Below are 21,598 nucleotides of genomic sequence, written 5' to 3'. Positions count from 1 at the left end.
TAATTTTCCTCCTCCCCAGACTAGATTAAATCTATCGATTATCGGGATTGATCCCGTGATCAACTTTAATTTAAAATTTTACCCAGAGGATTTAACATGAATATTGCACCCAAAGCAACTGTGAAATTCTTCCTAGTTGCTACTCCCGTTATTGCTTTATTAAGTAGTGTTTCTCCAGGTTTTGCGGGTACGTTAGCGCAGGCTGAAGCAAACACTTTAATTTCTGATTTTAGCCAAGTTCCTACAAACACTTCCACGTTTACAGATACTCAAACCACAGCATTAGCTATTCGAGGAATTACATTAGCCGAAGCGAATGCTAATGCAAATTTTAATGTTTGTTTGGAACCTGAAAATTGTTTAACTCTAACCGAAAATAGTTCTCAAGCGAAAGCTCAGGGAGAAGGTCAAGAATATCTGGGTTTAGCTTACAGTGAAGCAGTCGGTATAGGTTATCAGTTTAAAATTGCCGAAAACCAAGAATTTTCCTTTAAATTTTCCTCTTTTTTAAATTTGGAGGTTCTCCCCAGTTTGTTCTCAAAAGAATCGGCTCAAGCCGAGAATTATATCGCTTTTTATTTATTTGATGATTTGACCAATAATCTGTTAGATTTTTTGAGTCTCAATAGCTCACTCAATTCTTCTAATCAGCTTAATTTATCACTAGAGAATAGTCAGGGTTTTCAATTGTCACCGTTGACAACAACAAACGCTCAAGGTAATCAAGTCTCTGCTAATATTGTGTTATCGGGATTATATTCTCGTGAGTTTAGTCAAAGTCAAAGTTTAACGTTAATTACCTATCAAAACAGTAAAACATTGGTCAAATCACCTGAACCTTCAACTTCTTTGAGTTTATTAATCATGGGTATATTGGGAATAGCGTTAAGCTTGAAAAAGAAAAATATTTTATCTAATTGATATTGTCAATCCGATAAAATTACTGAATGTTTAGGACAGACTCAATCGGTTACTGCTAAAGCGTCAAAACGCAGTGATCGCTAGTAAAACTGAGCATAAGATCATTGGGGTGAGGCTTCCCTCACCCATTATACACTAAATATAAGCTAAAAAATGTCTGAATTTTTATCCCATTTACGATAACATCGGGCTGTTAGTTGTTTTAAATCACAAAAATTGTCCCAAAATTTTTCCAATACAATCGGCGTAGGAAAATCAACCATAAAAACTAATAATCTTAAAAAAATGCTCAAATTAATAATCTGTCCAATCACAGTAACATAAAATGGATCACAATACAAGCCAATACTCAGTTCACCTAAAAAGAATTGCTATAATCCTAAACAAAATCAATCGCAGAGTTAGTCCCTTGACAAGAGCGGAAAAATCTGTATTTTGATTAAGTTAAACTTGAAGATCAGGAAATTGTGTCCGATTGAGGTGCAGAATACAGAATTGTTGACCAACAATAGTCATTAACACAACATAAACAACCTTAACCCATCTGTATCCTGTTACCCAGATGATCCTTGAACGTTAATTGATGCTTAGATAGGAGACTGAATGACTCAATCCTTGATTCCGATTAATGAATGTCCCATCCAAATTGAGGACGATCGCACTGGAACGAGTGTGGAGACCTTAAAACGGGCTTTTGCCGATAATTTATTCTATGAACTGGGCAAGTATGAAACCATCGCCACAAAGGAAGATTTTTATATGGCGTTGGCTTATACCTTGCGGGATCGGTTATTAAGCCGTTGGTTAAAAACGGTCAAAACTTACGAAGACCATAGCGTCAAAATTGTTTACTATTTGTCTGCGGAATTCCTCATGGGCCGACACTTGGGGAACAGTTTAATTAACTTACACCTCTATGATCGCGTCCGTCAGGCCGTGGAAGAATCGGGACTCAACCTAGATGAACTCCTTGAACAAGAACCCGACCCCGGTTTAGGAAATGGCGGTTTAGGACGGTTAGCCGCTTGTTTCCTCGACTCCCTGGCGACCTTGGAAATTCCCGCCGTTGGCTATGGCATTCGCTATGAATTTGGGATTTTCCACCAAACCATGCAAGATGGTTGGCAAGCGGAAATTCCTGATAAATGGTTACGATTTGGCAACCCTTGGGAAATTCCCCGTCCCGAAGAATCCGTTGAGGTAAAATTTGGCGGTCATACCGAAATTTATCATGATGAGAAAGGACGGGAACGGATTCGCTGGATTCCGGCGAAAACCGTCATTGGTATTCCCTATGACACTCCGGTTCCTGGGTATGATACCAACACCGTTAACCCTCTCCGGTTGTGGAAAGCAGAAGCCAGTGATGCCTTTAACTTTGAAGCCTTCAACGCCGGAAATTATGATGGGGCGGTGGCTGATAAAATGCGGTCGGAAACCATCTCTAAAGTCCTCTATCCCAATGACAACACCCCCCAAGGGAAACAATTGCGCTTAGAACAGCAATATTTCTTTGTGGCTTGTTCGTTGCGGGATATTGTTAAACGCCATCTCCGCCACAATAGCAGTCTTTATAACCTGAATGAAACCGCCGCCATTCAACTGAATGATACCCATCCAGCCATTGCCATTGCTGAGTTAATGCGGGTGTTGTTAGATGAACATGGGATTGATTGGGATTCGGCTTGGCGAGTTACCCAAAAAACCTTTGCTTATACTAACCATACCCTGTTACCCGAAGCCTTAGAAAAATGGTCAGTGGGTTTGTTTGGCTATTTGTTACCACGTCACTTGGAAGTCATCTATGAAATTAACCGTCGTTTCTTAGAAGATGTCCATCGCTGGTATCCCGATGATGATAGCTTATTGGGACGGTTATCTTTAATTGAAGAAGGGCCAGAAAAATTTGTGCGGATGGCTCATTTAGCTTGTGTTGGCAGCCATGCGATTAATGGAGTAGCAGCACTGCATACGGATTTGTTGAAAAAAGATACCCTGCGAGATTTTTATAAACTCTGGCCAGAGAAGTTTTTCAATAAAACCAATGGTGTGACTCCTCGGCGTTGGATTTTATTGAGTAATCCCACGTTATCGCAGTTTTATAGCTCTAAACTGGGTGAGGGTTGGCTCAAAGATTTAGATCAACTGCGTCAATTAGAAAGCCAAATTGATGATCCTGAATTCTGCGAACAGTGGCGTCAAATTAAACTGTACAACAAACAATTGTTAGCGGATTACATTTGGAAATTTAATGGCGTTGAAGTTGATCCCCATTCCATCTTTGATATTCAAGTGAAACGGATTCATGAATATAAACGTCAACACTTGGATGTGCTGCACATTATTACTCTGTACAACCGCATCAAACAGAACCCCAATATTAATATTTATCCCCGAACCTTTATCTTTGGGGGGAAAGCTGCTCCCGGCTATTTCATGGCAAAATTAATCATTAAATTGATTAATGCCGTTGGAGAAGTGGTCAATAAAGATCCCGATGTCCGGGGACGGTTAAAAGTGGTGTTTTTGGCAAACTTTAACGCCTCTTTAGGTCAACGCATCTATCCGGCGGCGGATTTATCCGAACAAATTTCAACCGCCGGAAAAGAAGCTTCTGGAACCGGAAACATGAAGTTTGCCATGAATGGTTCTTTAACCATTGGTACTTTGGATGGGGCAAATATTGAAATCCGCGAAGAAGCTGGGTTTGAAAATTTCTTCCTGTTTGGCTTAACCGCAGAAGAAGTTTATGCCTTAAAATCTAAAGGTTATAAACCCCTCGATTACTATCATCGTAATCCTGAATTAAAAGGCGTGATTGATCGGATTTCATCGGGTTATTTTTCCCATGGCAATGAGGAATTATTTAAACCTTTGGTGGATTCCTTAATGTACCATGATGAATATATGCTGTTCGCAGATTATCAAGCTTATATTGATTGCCAGCGACAAGTGAGTATGGCATTCCAAGATACACAAAAATGGACAAGAATGTCAATTCTGAATGCCATTCGCATGGGTAAATTCTCTAGCGATCGCACCATCCGTGAATATTGTAACGAAATCTGGAATGTGAAATCTATTCCTGTGGAAATGGAAGGATATAACCCAGAAGCGGCTGGATTGCGCGTTATTAGTTAATTCTGAATCCTATTAAAAATAAGGTGAATTTTATCTCATAGATTCCCTTGTTTTTATAGCGATTTTAAAGGTACTCCTTCATCCCCATCAGGAGTACCTTTTTTGATCGAGTTAATTTATGTTCAATAGGGAATCGCCCCACAACAATAGGTAGGGAGATGAAAATTCAGACAAACGGCTAGGAAAAAAATTCCCCCATTTTAATTTTTTATAGCCAAAAATCAATCGTTTATGCTGAAATAAGTGTATCTATAACGGGACTGATCCTCATGTCACAATCTTATCCCCCTGATCCCTCCAATCGTCGATCTAATCCTCGCTTTGATGAGGTTATTGCCATTATTGTTGCGTTAGCAACGATGGGTACAATTTTATTTTGGGTTTTAAGTCACCCTAACCGGAAATTAGCGACCATCCCCAACCAAACCCCCCCAGAAACCCAAACCTCCACAACAGATCAGACGTTCTCCCAAATCCTAGAACGCTCCCTCCCGGATGGGGTTTCACCTCTATCTCCCCCAACTCCCCAACCCGCAACACCTTCCACCACACCTCAGCCAACAGTGAATCAACCTTGGTGGGTTGGTTTGGGGTTAATTCCTCAAACAACACCGGATACACCCATCGCCACGTCACCCCCACCCCAAGTTACTCCAATTCCCCCCCAAACCACTACCATCAACCCAACGGAAACCCTTTGTCCGACTCCATCCCAGGGGGGAAAAGTTTGTTCAACGACTCCACCGCCTCTGGAAACTCCCTCTTCTACAGTTCCTGACAAATCTTGGGCGAGTCCATTTGTTGCCTATTTTATGAGTAAAAATTGGGCCACCGGGTCTGATCAAAAACCCTTTCAACCCGACGAAAAAATTACACGGGGAGAATTTGCCGCCCAATTACAAAGGGCATTTAATGAACAACCTGAACAATCCCCTATTCAATTTAAGGATATTCCTAAAAACTTTTGGGCTAAACCTGCTTTGAAAGAGGTTAGTCAATCGGGTTTTTTGGTGGGATATCCAGGGAATATCTTTCGACCTAAACAAGAAATTACCCGTGTTCAAGTGTTAGTCGCTTTGGCAAGTGGGTTAGAGTTAAAACCGTCTAAAAATCCTCAACAAACCCTTAAACTCTTTAAAGATGCAGATCAAATTCCTGAGTGGGCAGTTGAGGGTGTTGCCGCCGCAACGGAAGCCGGATTAGTTGTTAATTATCCTGATAAAAATACTCTCAATCCCAATCAATCTGCTACCTATAGTGAAGTCGCTTCTATGATTTACCAAGGGTTAGTTTATCAGAAAAAAGTAGAACCGATTTCTTCTGATTATATTGTGAACTCACGCTGAGGGGTGATGGTTGACTGTTAACTGTTAACTGTAAGCAGATAACAGTCAACACACCCTTTTAAAATCCCTGCTGAGAAACTAACTCAATACAAAGTTGATTGACAGTTTCCCCATTGACTTGTTTGGGTAACGTGGAATTTTCCTCGGCTTCATCCAATTTTTGATACAAACTTTTAGCCATAACCATGACTTCATCATAGCTGTATTTCCCTTTTTTAATGGCTAATAATTCCTCTGCATCTCCAGCTTCCCGACGATCAACGATTAAAGATTGAGTTTGTAAAATCTCAATTCCTGTTTTTAGTAAGCGAATAGCTTGCATCGCAAATTTACAATCATATCCGACTTTAGCTTCCATTTCGGCTCGTTCAGGATTGCGATTTTTTTTCCAATCTTGATAATGTTTGTATTCTCGGCAAGCGCGTTGATATTGTTGACTTTTTTGCAACAATTGAATATAATCTTGAGAAGAATTCGCTAATTTTTGGGTTGTTTCTAAGGTTTCTTCCGGTAAGGGATATTGTTTTAAAACTCCTTTAAAATCAATGTCAGCTGTTAACAAATGATACAGTTCTTTGGCGGGTTCTAAAAATTCAATGCGATCGCGCACTAACCCATACAAATATTCTAAAAAACTATTCATTTGACTAACGGTTAACGGCGGTGTATCGACTAAGCCAAATTCTGTCGCAGTCGGTTTATGAGTGGGAGGATTCAACAACCAATGGCGATGGGATTCTAACTTTTTAATTTGAGCATAGCCATAGCCAGAATAGGTTTGTTTTACTTTTTTAGACAAGAAAAGTTGACGATTCTGTCTCAGTTTGTTTCCTGTTTCTGTTAGATATACATAGTCTTTAAACCACAATAATTCTAAAATATTGGGGTTATTATCTACTGATAATTTCAGAAACTTTTTTAATTCATACAAACAGGTATCTTTTGACAAAAAAGAGAATTTATCGGTTGGTTCTTCTGTCCATCCTGTATCTTTTTGTTCGATTAAGCTAAATCCTAAATAATACGGCTTAGTGGCAATAAAAACCCCACGATAATCATAATCTGAGGTAGTTGTTGACAGTCCATAGCCTCTGGAACCTGTTAAGGCGAGTAAAATAGTACGGTTTTCAATCTCTAAACGGTTCATAATAGGTTTGTAATCAAGAATTGATAGGCAAGATTTCCACCAATTTCCCTCCGGTGATTTTATTTTGTAATATAAGTGTAGTATATTAATACCAAATTGTCAAGAACCCATAAAATTTAACTAACTATAGAGCTTTTGATCAGGTTTCGACTGCTGAAACAGTATTCTCATTTCTGAGATAATTTAAAAATTTTACCCTTCCAGAGGGTGTATGATGTAGATTAAAATTGTTTTGCTTATTCCGTTAGCCTTTAAGCCATGACTAATAGTGCAGAGACAAACCCAGCGTCGATGATCAGTACCTTTGAGGATTCTTCCAGTTCACCCAACTCCACCCTGCTACTGTTGCTAAAAATTGTTGAGTATTTTTCCTTAGCGGGTTTTGTAGGTGCAGCTTTCATTAACATTTTTGTTTCTGAGTTGCAAGTCGCTAAAATCTATGAAATTATTTTAGCAGCAACCTGGATTTGTTTGTTCTTAATTAACCGACAAGTTTTTCAGAACTATCAACAGGCAGACAAACTCTCCAAAATGAAGAAAAATGCTGCACTGTATACGATTTTAAGCAGTAATTTAATAGGTGAAAATAATCCTATGGATAACTCGGTGATTACCGCCGCGAGAATCCAAGCATTAGAATATGCTCAGGAGTTAATTGATGACTATAAAAAGACCCGAAGAGACTGCCGCAGTATTTACTATGTTTCACAAACTGCCACGATTGTTTTATCGGGTGTCACCCCTATTTTAGTGTTAGTGGATAAACTAGAAGCTGGGGTATCTTGGTTAAAATGGTTGCCTGTAATTTGTCCAGCAATTGCAGCAATTGTTGCGAGTATTGTCACCTCTTTTCCCTTTCAAGAAAATTGGGTAGCGGCGAATACTGCTGTGGAATTATTAGAAGCGGAACAGGAGAAATTTATCTTAGGAGTGAGTACCCTCTATCAATATGATGCGATGGAAGATGCTCAACTGTCTAAAAAAGCTCAAAGAGCAATTGAAAACTTTATTGTTCAGGTGAATACGATTCATTTGAAACAAGTTCAATCTGCCAGTGAGAAAAAACAAGAACAACCCCCGGATTCAACTCCTAGTATAGAAGTGAATCCTCCAACTAAAGCCTAATTTACGTTCCTTATTTAATCCTAGGAAATCAACCCGCTTAGGCGGGTTTTTTGATGACAGCAATTTTTCATCCTGAATTGACAATATGAACAAAAAAGAGTATCTTATATATTAAGACTAAAGTTGAATTTATACTGAATCTATGGTTCTTAACTTAAAATCAGCCAATATTAAAAACTATAAGAGCTTAGGAAATGTCTCGTTAACATTTAGAGACTTAACAATTATTGTTGGTGCTAACTCTACGGGAAAATCGAATATTATAGGAGCATTAGAACTCCTGAGTATAATGGTTTATAATGGTTCGCCACCACCACCAGAGTTTATTAAAAAAAGATTTAGAGTAATGAATGATGAGTTAATTTATAAAATTAAGATTGAAGATGAAAATACAAAAGCTGATTATGAATTATCAATTTCAGCTAATTCAGAAACAGAGAAGCCTAGTTTTTCTCGTGAAAAATTAAAAGTAGATAAGATAGAAGTTATTGATATTGTAAAAGGGGAAGGAAATGTTCAAGATGAGGATGGAAAAGCACCTGTCTCTTATAATTCTAAATCAGGTAACTTAGCCTTGAATACGGCTGGTGATTTTGGATATAAGCCTTTTACATCGGAAGTATCAGAATTTATTAAACATTGGGAATTTTATAATTTAGATCCGGAGATAATTGGACGCAAAGGAATAACAGTTAGACAAATTCAAGCAAGTAGTAGCTTGGTTTCTGAAACACCAAAACTAGATCAAAAAGGTGGTGAAGTACAAGAAATTTTATTATACTGGGCAGAAAAAAATAAAAATAAATTTCAAGAGATTAATCAGAAACTTCAAGATATGGTTAATATGGAGTTTGAAGTTGAGTCTGATTCAGATGGAGATAAGTTTATTCAAGTCTTGGAAGGAGACGGTGTTCAAGTTCCTTTATCCAGTATGGCGGATGGAACCTTAAGATTAATTGCCTATTTAATTTTGCTAATTGATGATGAATTACCTCCCTTAATTGGAATTGAAGAACCAGAAAGAAGTTTTCATCCCGGTCTTTTGTCAGATATTGCCTCTATTATTAAACAACTTTCTCAAAAAACACAGGTTGTGATTACAACTCACAGTTCTCAATTATTGGATTGTTTTACTGTTGATGAAATTAATTCAGATGTATCTTTAATCCTGTTAACCAAAAAAGATAACAAGGGGACTGTCGCTTATCCAATTGATGAACTTAGTCAGAAGCGTGAAAGTTTTTTAGACTGGATGCAAGAGTTTGGAGTTGGAAGTGCAATTTTTCATAGTCAACTTTTATATGATATTCAAAAACAATAATTCAAGTATGTGTAAAATTTTTCTCTGGGCTCCAGAATCAGATTATGATGCTAAAACAGTACACTGTATAGCCAAAAAAATTGTTACTTTTCATCGAAAAGATAATGTTGAACTAATTCTTGGTACTAAACAAGCCTATAATCATGCTATTAAAAATAGAGAAGAAGATGGGCTACAAAAAGCAGTTGAAATTTACTTAAAAGATCATAATTCTGTATTATTTTTAATAGATTATGATGGAAGACAATCTGAAGCAGCAAGATTGAAGCAACCTAATTCTTTTTTCAATAGGATTAACAAAGTAGTGGAAAATTCAAAGTTTTCAGGGCGTGTTCAGCTAATCCTGATTTGCCAGGAACTAGAAGCTTGGCTATTGGTAGATTGTTTAGGAATCTGTTGTTACTATACTAAAAGTAAAAATACTAGAACCAAGAAAGACTGGCAAAATTTTGCTAATAAGCATCAAATAGGAAGGACAGAGAATATCACAGAGGCAGAATCAGGCGGAAAGGGAGCGAAAGAATATTTAGAAAATTTCTCTAAGTTAATTGCAGAAAAAAGGAATCGCCAGTTAAAAGAGAAAGATCTAAAAAAGCACAAATATACAGAAAGCCTATCTCCTGAAATCGCTGACTATCTTGAAATTAACAGAACAACAATTGAGAGAAACTCATCTTTAAAAGAATTTGATGAATATTTATGTCCCCCTTCAAATCGTGAAAATTAAGCTCTATACCTCCTGCTACTATTACCTTGTTGTTGGGGTTATGAGTGGATTAGGAGTGTGAACTTCTCACTAAATATGATAATATTGAATTAATATTTCTCCGGCTTCATTTAAGTCTTTACCAAAGGTTAGAAATCCATCTTCATGTCCAGCCATAACTAATATTTTCTTTTCCCTTAAATTTTCTTCCTCAAATAATCTAAACATTTCTTGTGCCATTTTGGGGGTTCCATATTGAACGTCTTTGCGAGTGGTGGGAACCTGATTTAATAACTTTCGCCACAATTGCGGATGATGAACATGAATAATCGCATTAATATTCGGTTCATAACTATAAATTGCAGCATGGGTTAAGGACTCGGATGAGGCTTGAATTGGCCCACAACAGGTGAGATGATTGTGTTCAATATTAAACTCAGTAACAACAGTATAATGATCGGGATTAAGTTTAGCTAAATGTCCCGTTTGACTGCCAGAAATAATAAATTGTAAAGTATTGGCAATACGGATGCTAATATTGCCAAATCCAATACCATTTTCATAGACACCAATCAATCCTAATTCATGAATATGATCTCGCCATTTCATTAAAGAAGCTATCAATTCAACCGCAACGTTTTCTCCTGGGATACATTCACAGGAATATTTCACAACACCTTCATCCATGATCTGGAACCTCTAAGTGGAAAATGCAACTTGCTTTAGTATTTTAGCAATAACTTGAGGAATGAATCTTCTTTGTAGCAGTAATTCAAGGTTGATTGGAAATGGTTTCTATCCAGGGGAATAAGTATTTGCTCTGGGTGCTTCGATACTAAGCTCAAACATGAGGAAAAATATTAATTTTGGCTGAAGGATAGGGGTTCGGAATCTAGGCTTTACAAAATCTTTACAGAAATTAATTTGAAGTTTTACAAAAAGATCTCGTATTTTTTGGCCGTTTTGTTGTAAAATCTAAGCATTCAAAATTCAATCCTCCCGCTTAACACTGCTATCGAGTAGTAAACCTTCATTCCTCTATATAGCTACATTGATGAATCAGCGACGGATTAGAGCTCAGTCTCTGAGTCAAAGAAACGGTTAGCAAAGTCGAGAGAACAGAAGGGAAACAAATGCTAACTGCTCAATAGAAATGATAATCATGACTTTAGCCGATGGCCCAGTTGATCGTTGTGGTATAACGTTAATTCAACTTTTGCCAGAACTAGGTTAATATACTATTTTTTAGGACAGGACAGAAAAACGCTATGGCTAACGACATCAACATCCTCAATATTCCGATTAATAATATCTCCAAAACCCAGCTTCTCAAACGGTTAGGTTCCAGGGGGGGTGTCGTTTTTACCCCTAACGTCGATCACTTAATGAAATTACAGAAAGACCCGGACTTTTATGGTATTTACCAAGCTTCAACCTACCGGGTTTGTGATAGTAAGATCTTGATATATGCCTCTAAATTTTTAGGTCAGCCCATCAAAGAAAAAATTTCTGGATCTGACTTATTCCCCGCTTTCTATGAGTATTATAAAAATCATGAAAAAGTAACGATTTTCTTGATGGGAGCCGCTGAAGGAGTTGCTCAAAGAGCCCAGGAAAACATTAATAAAAAGGTGGGGAGGAAAATGATTATCGACTCTTATTCTCCTCCCTTTGGCTTTGAAAAAGATGAGTTAGAATGCCAACGAATTATTGATCGCATTAATCAGTCTGAAGCTACCGTATTAGCGATTGGCGTGGGAGCACCCAAGCAAGAAAAATGGATAGCTAAATACCGCAGTCAACTCAAAAATATTAAGGTATTTTTAGCGATTGGTGCAACGATTGACTTTGAAGCGGGAGAAAAAGGTCGCTCCCCTCAATGGATGAGTAATATGGGTGTGGAATGGTTACACCGCTTGTTTTCAGAACCCAAACGTTTATGGAAACGGTATCTGATTGAGGATCTTCCTTTCTTTTGGTTACTGTTATTACAAAGGTTAAAACTCTATACACCTCCGTTCTCTACCAGAGAAGAATTTGTTAATTGGGAATCTCCCCGCTTAGGACAACTCTTAAAAAAAGCGGGCTTATTGTCTGCTGACCAAGTTAATACTGTTTTGGAGTTGCAAAAACAAGAACCGGGTAAACGATTTGGCGATTTCGTTGTTGAGTTGGGATGGTTGGAAGGGGAAACGATTGATTTCTTTGCCGATTATTTACCGCAGTTAGGGTTATCAAAACAACGATATCCTTTAGGTTATTATCTCTATAAAGCTAAATTGCTTGATGAATCCCAAATCAATTTAATTCTCGAAGAACAAAATGAATTAAAACTCCGGTTCGGGGAAATTGCCGTAATAAAAGGGTGGGTTAAGCAGCAAACCCTGGATACGGTACTGGATTATTTAACCCAACAAGAATTTATTAATTGGGAGTCTCCCTTCTTGGGTGAAATCTTACGAAAAGCCGGGTTACTGACGGGTGATCAAGTTCACACCATTTTAGAACGACAAAAACAAGAACCGGGTAAACGATTTGGTGATTTCGTCGTTGAGTTGGGATGGTTGGAACAAGACACCATTGATTTCTTTGCTGATTATTTACCGCAGTTGGAACAGACCCAACATCGGTATCCTTTGGGTTATTATCTCTGCAAAGCTAAATTGCTCGATGAATCCCAAATCAATTTAATTCTCGAAGAACAAAATGAATTAAAACTCCGGTTTGGGGAAATTGCTGTGATGAAAGGGTGGGTCAAACAGCAAACCCTGGATACGGTACTAGATTATTTAACCCAAGAATTTGAAGATTCTTTAGTGGCATAAATTGTTAAGTTTCTGTTGTGTCCTTGAGGCTCGTGGAGAGAGAGTAACAGTCATCTCAGCGAGTCTTTTTTATCGGGAATGATAGTGATAGAGGGTATCTCGTTGTTGATAGGGGCGCCGCAAGGACGCGATCGCTTTTTCTAAGGTTTCCGGTTCCATACACGTTCCTCCTTTGGCTCCCGCCATGGTGGTAATGTGTTCTTCCATTAACGTTCCCCCAATATCATTACATCCCCATTGCAAGGCTTCCGTTGCTCCGTCTAAACCCAATTTCACCCAACTGGGTTGATGATTCGGGATATAATGACCGAGGAAAATTCGAGCCACGGCCGTTAATAATAAGGTATCCGCTAAAATCGGTTGATCCCGTCCCACTCGTCGTCGCAAGGGAGATGGGGCTGTTTCTCCCACAAAGGGTAATACAATAAATTCTGTAATTCTAGCGGGATAATCCTGTTCAATGGCTTTTTGTTGCAGCGATCGCAACTGTTGTAAATGCTGCATTTGCTGTTGAGGTGTTTCAATATGACCCGATAGCATTGTGCTGGTGGTGGGAATACCGAGACGATGGGCTGTTTCGATAATGTCTAACCAAGTCGCGGTATTAATTTTTTCAGGACAGATGATTTTTCGCACGGAATCATCTAAAATTTCCGCAGCCGTTCCCGGCATAGAACCGACTCCAGCATCCCGTAATGCTATTATGACATCGGCATAAGAGAGATGATCTTCTCTGGCAATAAATTGAACTTCTTGAGGAGAAAAAGTATGAAGATGGAGGTGGGGAAACTGAGTTTTAAGGGCTTGAATTAAATTGAGATAATAAGGTAAGGATTTCCCATTAATTTTTGCTTCCAGGTTTAACCCACCCTGCATACAAATTTCCGTCGCACCCCGTTGAACCGCCTCAGCCGCTTTTTCTAAAATTTGATCCAGTTCTAACCAAAAAGCTCCTTCATCTCCAGCATCTCGACGAAACGCACAAAAACTACAATGTTGTTCACAGATATTTGTAAAATTAATATTGCGATTAATCACATAAGTGACGGTTTCTCCTACTTGTTGAGATCGTAAGGTATCACTCACCAGCCGAATATTCTCAATAATTGCTGGGTCAGTTTGCTGAAGCAAAACCACCCCTTGCTCTGGGGATAAATCATCTCCTGCGATCGCATGGTTAAGAATGGTATCAGCCGTTAAATTTAGTATCATAATTGATCAATATTAAGAAGAAGTGACTTTAATCGTTCTGGACAGGAAGGATGGGTAAACTGGAAACAAAGTTAATCTTCTGTCTCTTTCCTAGCTTCCCTATTTTCCCCAGAATCTTGCTATTTACGCTTAAAATATCGCCATGAACAAATTGTTATTGTTTCAAAAAAGGTTCTTTTTATTCAAACCCTTTAGTATTTTAACGGCTAGTGCCGGGGTGTTGCAAGTTTCCCTGAGTATAGGAATTAGTTGGTTTCTGCTTCATGCACCCCCTTTTAATTTCGCCTTCGGACAATCAACCGTAACATTGGCTCAAACCCCTAATCAGACTAATGTTAAAGCTTTATTTAAAAGTGGAATTGAGCAATTTCGTCAAGGGTTATTTCTAGAAGCCTTAGCAACGTTTCAAACAGTTTTAGAACAGCAACAGAAGCAAGGGAAACAGGCTGAAATTGCAGAAACTCTCACTTATATTGGGGAAGTTTATAGTAATTTAGGCAATGATGCAGAAGCCTTAAAAGTTTTACAACAAGCCCTGAATTCCTATCGACAATTAAATCAACAAGCGCAAAACAAGAACCCAGATTATCAAATTGGAATTAGTCGCAGTTTAAATTTAATCGGATTTGTCTATCGCAATCAAAATAAAGTCTCAGACGCTTTAAAATTACATCAAGAAGCTTTACAAATTTCCCAATCGATTAATGATCGAGTGAATATGGGCGAATCTCTTCATAATTTAGCCTCTGATTATACCACATTAAAACAATATGATCAAGCGTTAAATTTTTACCAACAAGCCCGAACAATTCGGGAAGAAGTTGGAGATAAACGGGATCTCAGTCGCACATTAAATAATTTAGGGGCGTTGTATTTAATTCAGGGAGATACTCAAAAAGCGTTAGAGATTTATCAACAAGCATTAGCCCTGCGTCGCCAAATTGGAGATCAAGCTGGAGTTGGGCGATTATTAAGTAATATTGGGCTATTATATCGTCAGTTAGGAAATGATTCTCAAGCGTTAGTTTATTTTAAACAAGCTTCAGAATTAATGACCCGAATAGAAGATCATGGGAGTGCTGCCAAAGTTCATAATTTAATCGGGGAAATTCAGGAAAAACTCAAACAATCTGATCAAGCTTTAATTTCTTATCAAAAAGCAATTGATTTGGCGAAATTAGCCAATGATCAGGCAAATTTAAGCACCGCTTTTAATAGTTTAGGTAGTGTTTATTATAGTCAAGGTCAATATCCCCAAGCTTTAGAAGCTTACCAAAAAGCTTTATCTATTTATCAAACCCTCAATAATAAACCTGAAATCGGTACAACTTTAAATAATATTGGACAAGTTTATGAACGCTTAGGAAACTATCCCCAAGCCTTACAAACCTGGAAAGAAGCCTTAGCGATTCTCCAACAAACCGGAAATCAAAAAGNAAGTTCATAGCGTAGGCTCTAACCGTGTCTAACCCCTGATAACTGATAACTGATAACTGATGACTGATAACTGATTACCCTAATTGCTCTAAACTAATGTCTGGAAATGCTGATGCCTTTTGAGAGAGAACATGAGTTTAGCTGAACTGTTAGAACCCATTGCGAATGTATTTCGGAGTTTAGGAATTCCTGAACCCATTACCCATTGGGGACATCCGGTGATGATGGGAACTGTTATTTTCACAATGGGGATTTATGTCGGGTGGACAGGATGGCGCGGACGTTTGGCGGAAGATAAGGAAGTCGCGTTAAAAAATCGGGCTGACCACCGCAAACTCGCCCCCTTGATGTTTTTGTTTTTGGCTTTAGGTTACACCGGAGGTTTATTATCCCTGGTCATGCAAAAACAACCGATTTTAGAAAGTCCCCACTTCTGGACAGGGACAATATTATTGGGATTATTACTCACTAATAGTGTGATAGCCTTTACTGGGTTTGGCAAAGATAACCCCGGTTTAAGAAGCACCCACGCTTATCTGGGAACCGTTGCACTAGGGTTAATGTTAGTCCATACTTTTTTAGGTTTACAATTAGGGTTTTCTCTCTAAAAGAGTTGACCGTTGATTGATTACTTTTCTCTGTTACCTGTTCCCTAATTACTGAATGAATCAAACGGTGATTTTTATTCTGGCTCTTGCTTATCTCTTAGGTTTGCTAGTGGGTGCAATTCCTTGGGGAAATTATGGAATATTAGGATTAGGAATTATATTAGCACTTGTTACAGCCCTGAAACAAGTTTATCAGCAAAAACAATCCCGAAAAGCTAGAATTCAACAGTTTATTAAACAAAAAGAAACGCGAAAAGATGCCCTCACTGACCCGATTGAGTTTGCTGAAAAAATCCCTAAACCTCCTCGCCCTAAACTGCCCTTTTGGGTGTGGTTATTAGCCGGAATCACCGCTTTTTTAGCCAGTGTTTATTTACAAATTAGAACCCCTCAACCGACGACAAATGATATTAGTCAATTAATTCTTAATAGTGGGAATAGCCAAGATTTATTAATTACGGTTCGCGGAGAAGTGGGTAGTATTCCCCGGTTAACTCGTTCAGGGCGGGGACAATTTTGGTTAAACGTAAATCAAGTTAATGAAATTACAAATAATAATACTCCCATTGCTGTCAGTCGAGATGTGAAGGGTTTAGTTTATGTGACTGTTCCTTTATTAAAAGCAACGGGGTTATATCCGGGGGAAAGTGTTGCTATTACCGGAAGTTTATATCAACCTCAACCCCCTTCAAACCCGGGGGGATTTGATTTTTACAACTACCTTGCTCAACAAGGATCTTTTGCTGGATTACGGGGACGTTATATTAGTCATGATGATAGTCAACCCCCCCCTTGGGGATTGTGGAAAATTCGCCAACGCATTACTCGCGCTCAAGCTAAATTATTAGGAGTTCCTGAAGGTTCGCTACTGAGTGCAATGGTATTAGGCCGTTTAGCAGTTGATTTACCTTACGATATTCGAGATACTTTTGTTCAAGTTGGACTCGCTCATATTCTAGCAGCTTCAGGGTTTCAAGTTTCATTTTTATTAGGAATTATTTTAGCGATTACTCAGAGATTCTCTCCCAAAATCCGCTTTATTTTAGGATTATTAACACTCCTTTTTTACTTAGGTTTAACAGGAATTTCACCTTCTGTTTTACGAGCAACGCTAATGGGATTAGCGGTATTAATTGCCCTTTTAAACCAACGTCAAACTAAACCCTTAAATGTATTATTACTGGTAGCTATATTATTATTAATCGTTAACCCCCTATGGATATCCGATATCGGATTTCAACTGAGTTTTTTAGCCACCTTGGGATTAATGGTCACAGTTCCTCCTTTAATGCAACGGTTAAATTGGATGCCTCCCTTTTTCGCTTCTTTAATCGCCGTGCCCTTAGCCGTCATGATTTGGACATTACCCCTACAACTCTACGTTTTTAACGTTTTATCGCCCTATAGTATTCTAGTTAATATTATTGCTTCTCCTCTAATTTCAATAATTACATTGGGAGGCATGGCAAGTGCCTTGGTCGCCTTATTCATGCCGGGATTTGGAAGTGCGATTTCCCAAGTTCTTCATTATCCAATTTTGGGTTTAATTGAAACAGCCGATTATTTTAGTCAACTTCCAGGTAATTCTATTGCGGTGGGCAGAATTTCCCTCATACAATTGATCACCCTCTATAGTTTAAATCTTTTAATTTGGGGTTATTTTATCTGGGTAAATCCTCAAGAGAATTTTAAATTTTCTACTTCTAAAAAAGGGTGGATTCCCATTTTGTTTGCAGCGACTTGTGCTGTATTAATAGTGGTTACACCGGGTTGGTATACTAAAACAACCCAATTTCAAGCCACGATTCTCGGTACACCCAAAGAACCGATTTTAGTGATTGAAGAAAAAGGAAAAGTAACTTTAATTAATAGTGGAAGTCAGAACACAGCCCAATTTGTCGTTTTACCGTTTTTAAATGCTCAGGGTGTCAATGAAATTCAAGGGTCAGTTGCGACTCATCCCCAACTGGGTTTAAGTATTGGTTGGCCGTTTATTTTAGAGAATGTTCCGATTAAAACGTTTTATGATAATCCCGCCCCTAAAAAAACCTATCAAGCCACCAATGAAGTTATTTTAAAAGCCTTAGCCCAACAAAAAGGAGCTTATGTTCCTTTGACATTACGTCAACCTGTGATGTTAGGTTCTGTGAAACTTGAATTATTAAATCCTCAGCCTCCAGTCATTCGATTTGAAATTGGTCAAAACACTTGGACATTATTAGGAGAAACCTCTATTAATGACCAAAAACAGTTGATGGAAAGTCAAAGTTTAACCCCGACTCAAGTATTGTGGTGGTCAGGAGAACCTTTAAGTACAGAAATTTTATCCGTATTAAAGCCTAAAATTGTGATCGCTTCTTCTAATTCTATTGATCCTAAAACGGTAGAAACTCTGAGTCAACAACAAACTCAAATCTTTTGGACGGGTCGAGATGGAGCCATTAGATGGACACCAACTCAAGGTTTTGAAACAACTTTAGATTTTGATGAAACAGATGGGTCTTTTCTTTGATCTGTTGTAGGTAATGAAATCCAGTAATTAACATAAGCTGACGCAGTAAACCTAAATGATGAAATGTTTTTCCCGGTTTCCGGTTCCCTGTTACCCGTTCCCTGCTATAATCGAAAAATCGTCTAAAACACGATCTGAATCATTTCAGGTTTGGAGAGGTGGCAGAGTTGGTCGAATGCGGCAGACTCGAAATCTGTTAGGGGTCTTGCACTCCTCGTGGGTTCGAATCCCACCCTCTCCGTTTTCAGAATTTCTCAATCTATCAATCTGTAAGCTGAAACGGCGTAACTTCGTTCAAATTAAGTTTGGGTTTTGAGCAGACTTTGAACGAATAATTTGAGCCGGAATTCCAACGACGGTTTCACCCGATGGTACATCGGAAAGTACAACCGCATTGGCACCAATGCAAACATCATCGCCAATGGTCACATTTCCCAAAATCTTTGCTCCAGCACCAATATTAACCCGTTTTCCTAATTTAGGAGCATCGAAAGGTTTATCTAAATAGCGATTTCCTAAAGTCACTCCTTGGCGAATAATACAATCATCCCCAATCACACTATTTCCATGGATTACAATCCCATGTTGATGTTCTACAATTACACGACGACCCAGTTCAACACTATGAGGTAATTCAATCCCATAGGTATTACGAATTTTCCGATATAACATTCGATAAAGAAAGCTCAAAGGGGCACGAAACATAAACGATTTAATCTGCATTCTCCATACCCCAAAGCGTTGAACCACCACTGCTCGAAATCCGGGTTTCGTCCAATCTCGGTCATGAGCAATCCAATCTTCCTGAATTTGTTCCCAGAGTCCTAAATTTTGAGTTGGGTTAATTTGGGGTTGAATGTTAGTATTTTGGGCTGGATCTATATCTGACCTAAAAATATTAATTAGGTTGAACAAAACACTATAGCGAATAAAATCTTGCAATAATTGAGGGGGGTCAGCATCGGGTTTATTTTGTAGTTGGCGACGAACTCGCCAGGTCATAAAACTCAGTATCCAAATAATATCGGTTACGCCTGCATAGAGTTGGCCATAATTTTTTGTAAAATAGTATTGGCGGGAATCAAACCAATATTTAGGTAGGCGTTTGGGGTTAGATTTTATATTATTTATACCTGAACTTTGTCCGACTAGATGAACCACTCGACTTTCGGGAACATACCAACAATTCCAACCTGCTTTTTTTGCCTGTAAACAAAAATCCATCTCTTCATAATACATAAAATAATCTTCATCTATTAAACCAATCGTTTCAAAGACAGAACACCGAACTATCATACTTGCACCCGCAACCCAATCCATTTGACAAGCCTGTTCAGGAACCGGAGGCGCAACAACCCATTTTTCTAATAATTTAGATACCAATCCTAAGCGCAGTCCGCTATCTAATTCTCCCCACAAGGTATGGAACCGAAATGCAGAACGTTGGGGTGTGCCATCAGGATCTTCTAAACGACTTCCTGCTATCCCAATTTCGGGATTTTTCTCCATAAATTCTACCAGTTTTATTAAGGCACCGGAACGCACAATCGTATCAGGATTGAGAAGTAAAAAATAGGAAGGAGGATTCTCAGATTGCAAGATAGGACGAATAATGGCATTATTACCAAATGCGTAACCGCCATTATGATCTAAGGGAATTAAAGAAACCCAATCTCCCCATTTTTCTTGGTCAATCACGGCTTGAATTTGAGTCAAAGAATTATCTCCTGAAGCGTTATCAGAAACGACAACTTTTGTACCAGGTAACGCTTGAACTTCATTAACTAACGAGTATAGACAATCAATTGTTAAGGAAGCTGTTCGATAATTAACAATAACAATGACTAGGGGATAGGGATGAGTGATGACTGGGGAATGAACCATGATTTAATTATCCTTTTGTTTCATTGACTCCGTTTTTTATGGGCGATTAAGTAGGTGGGCATAAATAAACACAAGATGTGATCTAGGTCGAGCAAGCTTTTGAGGCCCGTCTATTTTACGTTTAATTTAGCCTACCTACTTAGCTGCTGATAAATATTAACTATTTTTTGGGCTTTTGTTGTCCAAAGAAAATCTTTAGCTCGTTGAATTGATTGGGCTGACATTGATTGCCAAAGGGGTTCGTTTTCAACTAAAGTTTGGATTTTTTGGGTGAGTTCGTCTCGAATAAAGTCTCGTGAAATCGGTTCAATTTTAAACCCGGTTGTCTCCGTCACATATTCTCCAATTCCTCCATTATTAACGACAATGCAGGGTAAGCCACAGGCCATTGCTTCTAAGACAACAGCCCCACCAAATTCTCGAATGGATGGAAAACAGAACAGATCGGAGTTTTGATAAAATTCTAAAGTTTGTTCTTGTTTGACCCAGCCTGTAAACGTGACTAATTCTTGTAAATTTAATTGTTTAACGCTGGCTTCTAAAGCTGTTCTTTCCGAACCATCACCGACAATCGTGAGATGGACTTTCTGTTGAATTGAATTTTCTAATTGAGCAATGGCATCAATCAAAATATCGGCGCATTTATAGGGAACTAAACGACCGACAAATAGGAGGTTCACTCGGTCAGAGGTTCGAGTTTTGGGTTGATCCGTTAGAAAGGTTGGATCAATGCCATTTTCATAAAAAAGATCAATGTGATCATCGGAAACTTTTAAAGAGTCTTTTAACCAATTTAAGGTATAGGTTGAACCCGAAAGAACTTGGTCTGCTTTTTGATAAGTTTGCAAATACCCTGGTATCAACATTCTTCCAATACTTCTCAAAAAGTTGAGGTTGGCAAATTCCTTTTTAGCAATCTTTTGAAACCCCGGAGGAAAAGGGACACCCCCATTCACAGGCCCTAGTAAAAAGGGGGTATTTTGACAAGCGTTAATCAGTTTGACCGGATATCGAGGTATCATGGGGGTCAGGGCGTGAACAATATCATATTTTCTTTGTAAAACCTCATCTTTAAATTGTTGATAGACCCGATGATTAAATTCAGCATAGATGGGATAACTTAAGGTATGAGCAAGGGGCCAGTTAATCGTTCCTTTAGAAGCCAAAGTCACGATATTTCGATAATATTTTTGAGCCAGCTTACTCTCAGGAATAAAGATTATATTGTCATCGCTATGACGAGATTTTAAATCTTTTTGATTGCGTTCATGAGTAACAAGGGTAACATCGACTAATTCACTAATTTGTTGAAAGTATTTATAGCCTTCTAAAGGAACAGATGACCAATTGGGGTTACATTGTTCAACGACCATTAAAACTTTGATTTTTTTTGATTTGTTCATAGATTCCAAC

General features: G+C 38.4%; 15 protein-coding genes and 1 tRNA gene. 11 read left to right on the top strand and 5 right to left on the bottom strand.

What is annotated here, in order from left to right; translation table 11 throughout:
* Positions 1 to 96: 96 nt before the first annotated feature.
* The 3 genes from PL9214_RS28365 (at position 97) to PL9214_RS28355 (ending at position 5,408) form a co-directional block, all read left to right on the top strand.
* Positions 97 to 921: a hypothetical protein gene (locus PL9214_RS28365; protein ID WP_072722658.1), complete on the top strand. Its 825-nt coding sequence runs from the start codon at positions 97 to 99 to the stop codon at positions 919 to 921.
* Positions 922 to 1,524: 603 nt separating this feature from the next.
* Positions 1,525 to 4,062 (top strand): glycogen/starch/alpha-glucan phosphorylase, encoded by a 2,538-nt coding sequence (locus PL9214_RS28360; protein WP_072722657.1) that lies wholly within the window; start codon positions 1,525 to 1,527, stop codon positions 4,060 to 4,062.
* A gap of 269 nt (positions 4,063 to 4,331) precedes the next feature.
* Positions 4,332 to 5,408: an S-layer homology domain-containing protein gene (locus PL9214_RS28355; protein WP_072722656.1), complete on the top strand. Its 1,077-nt coding sequence runs from the start codon at positions 4,332 to 4,334 to the stop codon at positions 5,406 to 5,408.
* A gap of 58 nt (positions 5,409 to 5,466) precedes the next feature.
* On the opposite strand, the gene PL9214_RS28350 is transcribed toward PL9214_RS28355, so the two are convergent.
* Positions 5,467 to 6,555 carry a nucleotidyltransferase domain-containing protein gene (locus PL9214_RS28350; protein WP_072722655.1) on the bottom strand — a complete coding sequence of 363 codons (1,089 nt, stop codon included), beginning with the start codon at positions 6,553 to 6,555 and terminating at the stop codon, positions 5,467 to 5,469.
* 258 nt (positions 6,556 to 6,813) lie between these two features.
* On the opposite strand from PL9214_RS28350, the gene PL9214_RS28345 reads away from it, so the two are divergent.
* The 3 genes from PL9214_RS28345 to PL9214_RS28335 all read left to right on the top strand — a co-directional run bounded on the left by PL9214_RS28345 (position 6,814) and on the right by PL9214_RS28335 (position 9,728).
* Positions 6,814 to 7,680: a DUF4231 domain-containing protein gene (locus PL9214_RS28345; protein ID WP_186440490.1), complete on the top strand. Its 867-nt coding sequence runs from the start codon at positions 6,814 to 6,816 to the stop codon at positions 7,678 to 7,680.
* Between the two features lie 142 nt (positions 7,681 to 7,822).
* Positions 7,823 to 9,001 carry an AAA family ATPase gene (locus PL9214_RS28340; RefSeq protein WP_072722654.1) on the top strand — a complete coding sequence of 393 codons (1,179 nt, stop codon included), beginning with the start codon at positions 7,823 to 7,825 and terminating at the stop codon, positions 8,999 to 9,001.
* Complete coding sequence (locus tag PL9214_RS28335; protein WP_222425310.1) at positions 8,982 to 9,728, top strand: DUF4276 family protein; 747 nt, start codon at positions 8,982 to 8,984, stop codon at positions 9,726 to 9,728. The genes PL9214_RS28340 and PL9214_RS28335 overlap by 20 nt, the downstream gene beginning before the upstream one ends.
* A 69-nt stretch (positions 9,729 to 9,797) precedes the next feature.
* Here the strand turns inward: PL9214_RS28335 and PL9214_RS28330 are convergent, their stop codons facing one another.
* Complete coding sequence (locus PL9214_RS28330) at positions 9,798 to 10,394, bottom strand: class II aldolase/adducin family protein (RefSeq protein ID WP_072722653.1); 597 nt, start codon at positions 10,392 to 10,394, stop codon at positions 9,798 to 9,800.
* A gap of 581 nt (positions 10,395 to 10,975) precedes the next feature.
* On the opposite strand from PL9214_RS28330, the gene PL9214_RS28325 reads away from it, so the two are divergent.
* Positions 10,976 to 12,532, top strand: coding sequence for a WecB/TagA/CpsF family glycosyltransferase (locus tag PL9214_RS28325; RefSeq protein WP_072722652.1), 1,557 nt, complete (start codon positions 10,976 to 10,978; stop codon positions 12,530 to 12,532).
* 69 nt (positions 12,533 to 12,601) lie between these two features.
* On the opposite strand, the gene cofH is transcribed toward PL9214_RS28325, so the two are convergent.
* Positions 12,602 to 13,744 carry a 7,8-didemethyl-8-hydroxy-5-deazariboflavin synthase subunit CofH gene (gene cofH, locus PL9214_RS28320; RefSeq protein WP_222425309.1) on the bottom strand — a complete coding sequence of 381 codons (1,143 nt, stop codon included), beginning with the start codon at positions 13,742 to 13,744 and terminating at the stop codon, positions 12,602 to 12,604.
* A gap of 142 nt (positions 13,745 to 13,886) precedes the next feature.
* On the opposite strand from cofH, the gene PL9214_RS28315 reads away from it, so the two are divergent.
* From PL9214_RS28315 to PL9214_RS28300, 4 genes are all read left to right on the top strand, one after another.
* Positions 13,887 to 15,191: a tetratricopeptide repeat protein gene (locus tag PL9214_RS28315; RefSeq protein ID WP_072722651.1), complete on the top strand. Its 1,305-nt coding sequence runs from the start codon at positions 13,887 to 13,889 to the stop codon at positions 15,189 to 15,191.
* Positions 15,192 to 15,312: 121 nt separating this feature from the next.
* Positions 15,313 to 15,789, top strand: a complete 477-nt coding sequence (locus PL9214_RS28310) for a DUF4079 domain-containing protein (RefSeq protein ID WP_072722650.1) — start codon at positions 15,313 to 15,315, stop codon at positions 15,787 to 15,789.
* 55 nt (positions 15,790 to 15,844) lie between these two features.
* Positions 15,845 to 18,301 carry a ComEC/Rec2 family competence protein gene (locus PL9214_RS28305; RefSeq protein ID WP_072722649.1) on the top strand — a complete coding sequence of 819 codons (2,457 nt, stop codon included), beginning with the start codon at positions 15,845 to 15,847 and terminating at the stop codon, positions 18,299 to 18,301.
* 152 nt (positions 18,302 to 18,453) lie between these two features.
* Positions 18,454 to 18,542: transfer RNA gene (locus PL9214_RS28300), tRNA-Ser, on the top strand.
* 53 nt (positions 18,543 to 18,595) lie between these two features.
* On the opposite strand, the gene PL9214_RS33145 is transcribed toward PL9214_RS28300, so the two are convergent.
* Together PL9214_RS33145 and PL9214_RS28280 are read right to left on the bottom strand one after the other, a co-directional pair.
* Positions 18,596 to 20,185 (bottom strand): glycosyltransferase, encoded by a 1,590-nt coding sequence (locus PL9214_RS33145; protein ID WP_367400308.1) that lies wholly within the window; start codon positions 20,183 to 20,185, stop codon positions 18,596 to 18,598.
* 131 nt (positions 20,186 to 20,316) lie between these two features.
* On the bottom strand, positions 20,317 to 21,588 hold the full coding sequence (locus PL9214_RS28280; protein WP_072722648.1) for a glycosyltransferase family 4 protein: 1,272 nt from the start codon (positions 21,586 to 21,588) through the stop codon (positions 20,317 to 20,319).
* Positions 21,589 to 21,598 lie beyond the last annotated feature (10 nt).

Source organism: Planktothrix tepida PCC 9214 (genome assembly GCF_900009145.1).
Classification (GTDB): domain Bacteria; phylum Cyanobacteriota; class Cyanobacteriia; order Cyanobacteriales; family Microcoleaceae; genus Planktothrix; species Planktothrix tepida.
Note: the sequence above shows the minus strand (reverse complement) of the source record. Positions and strands in the feature narration are given on the sequence as shown.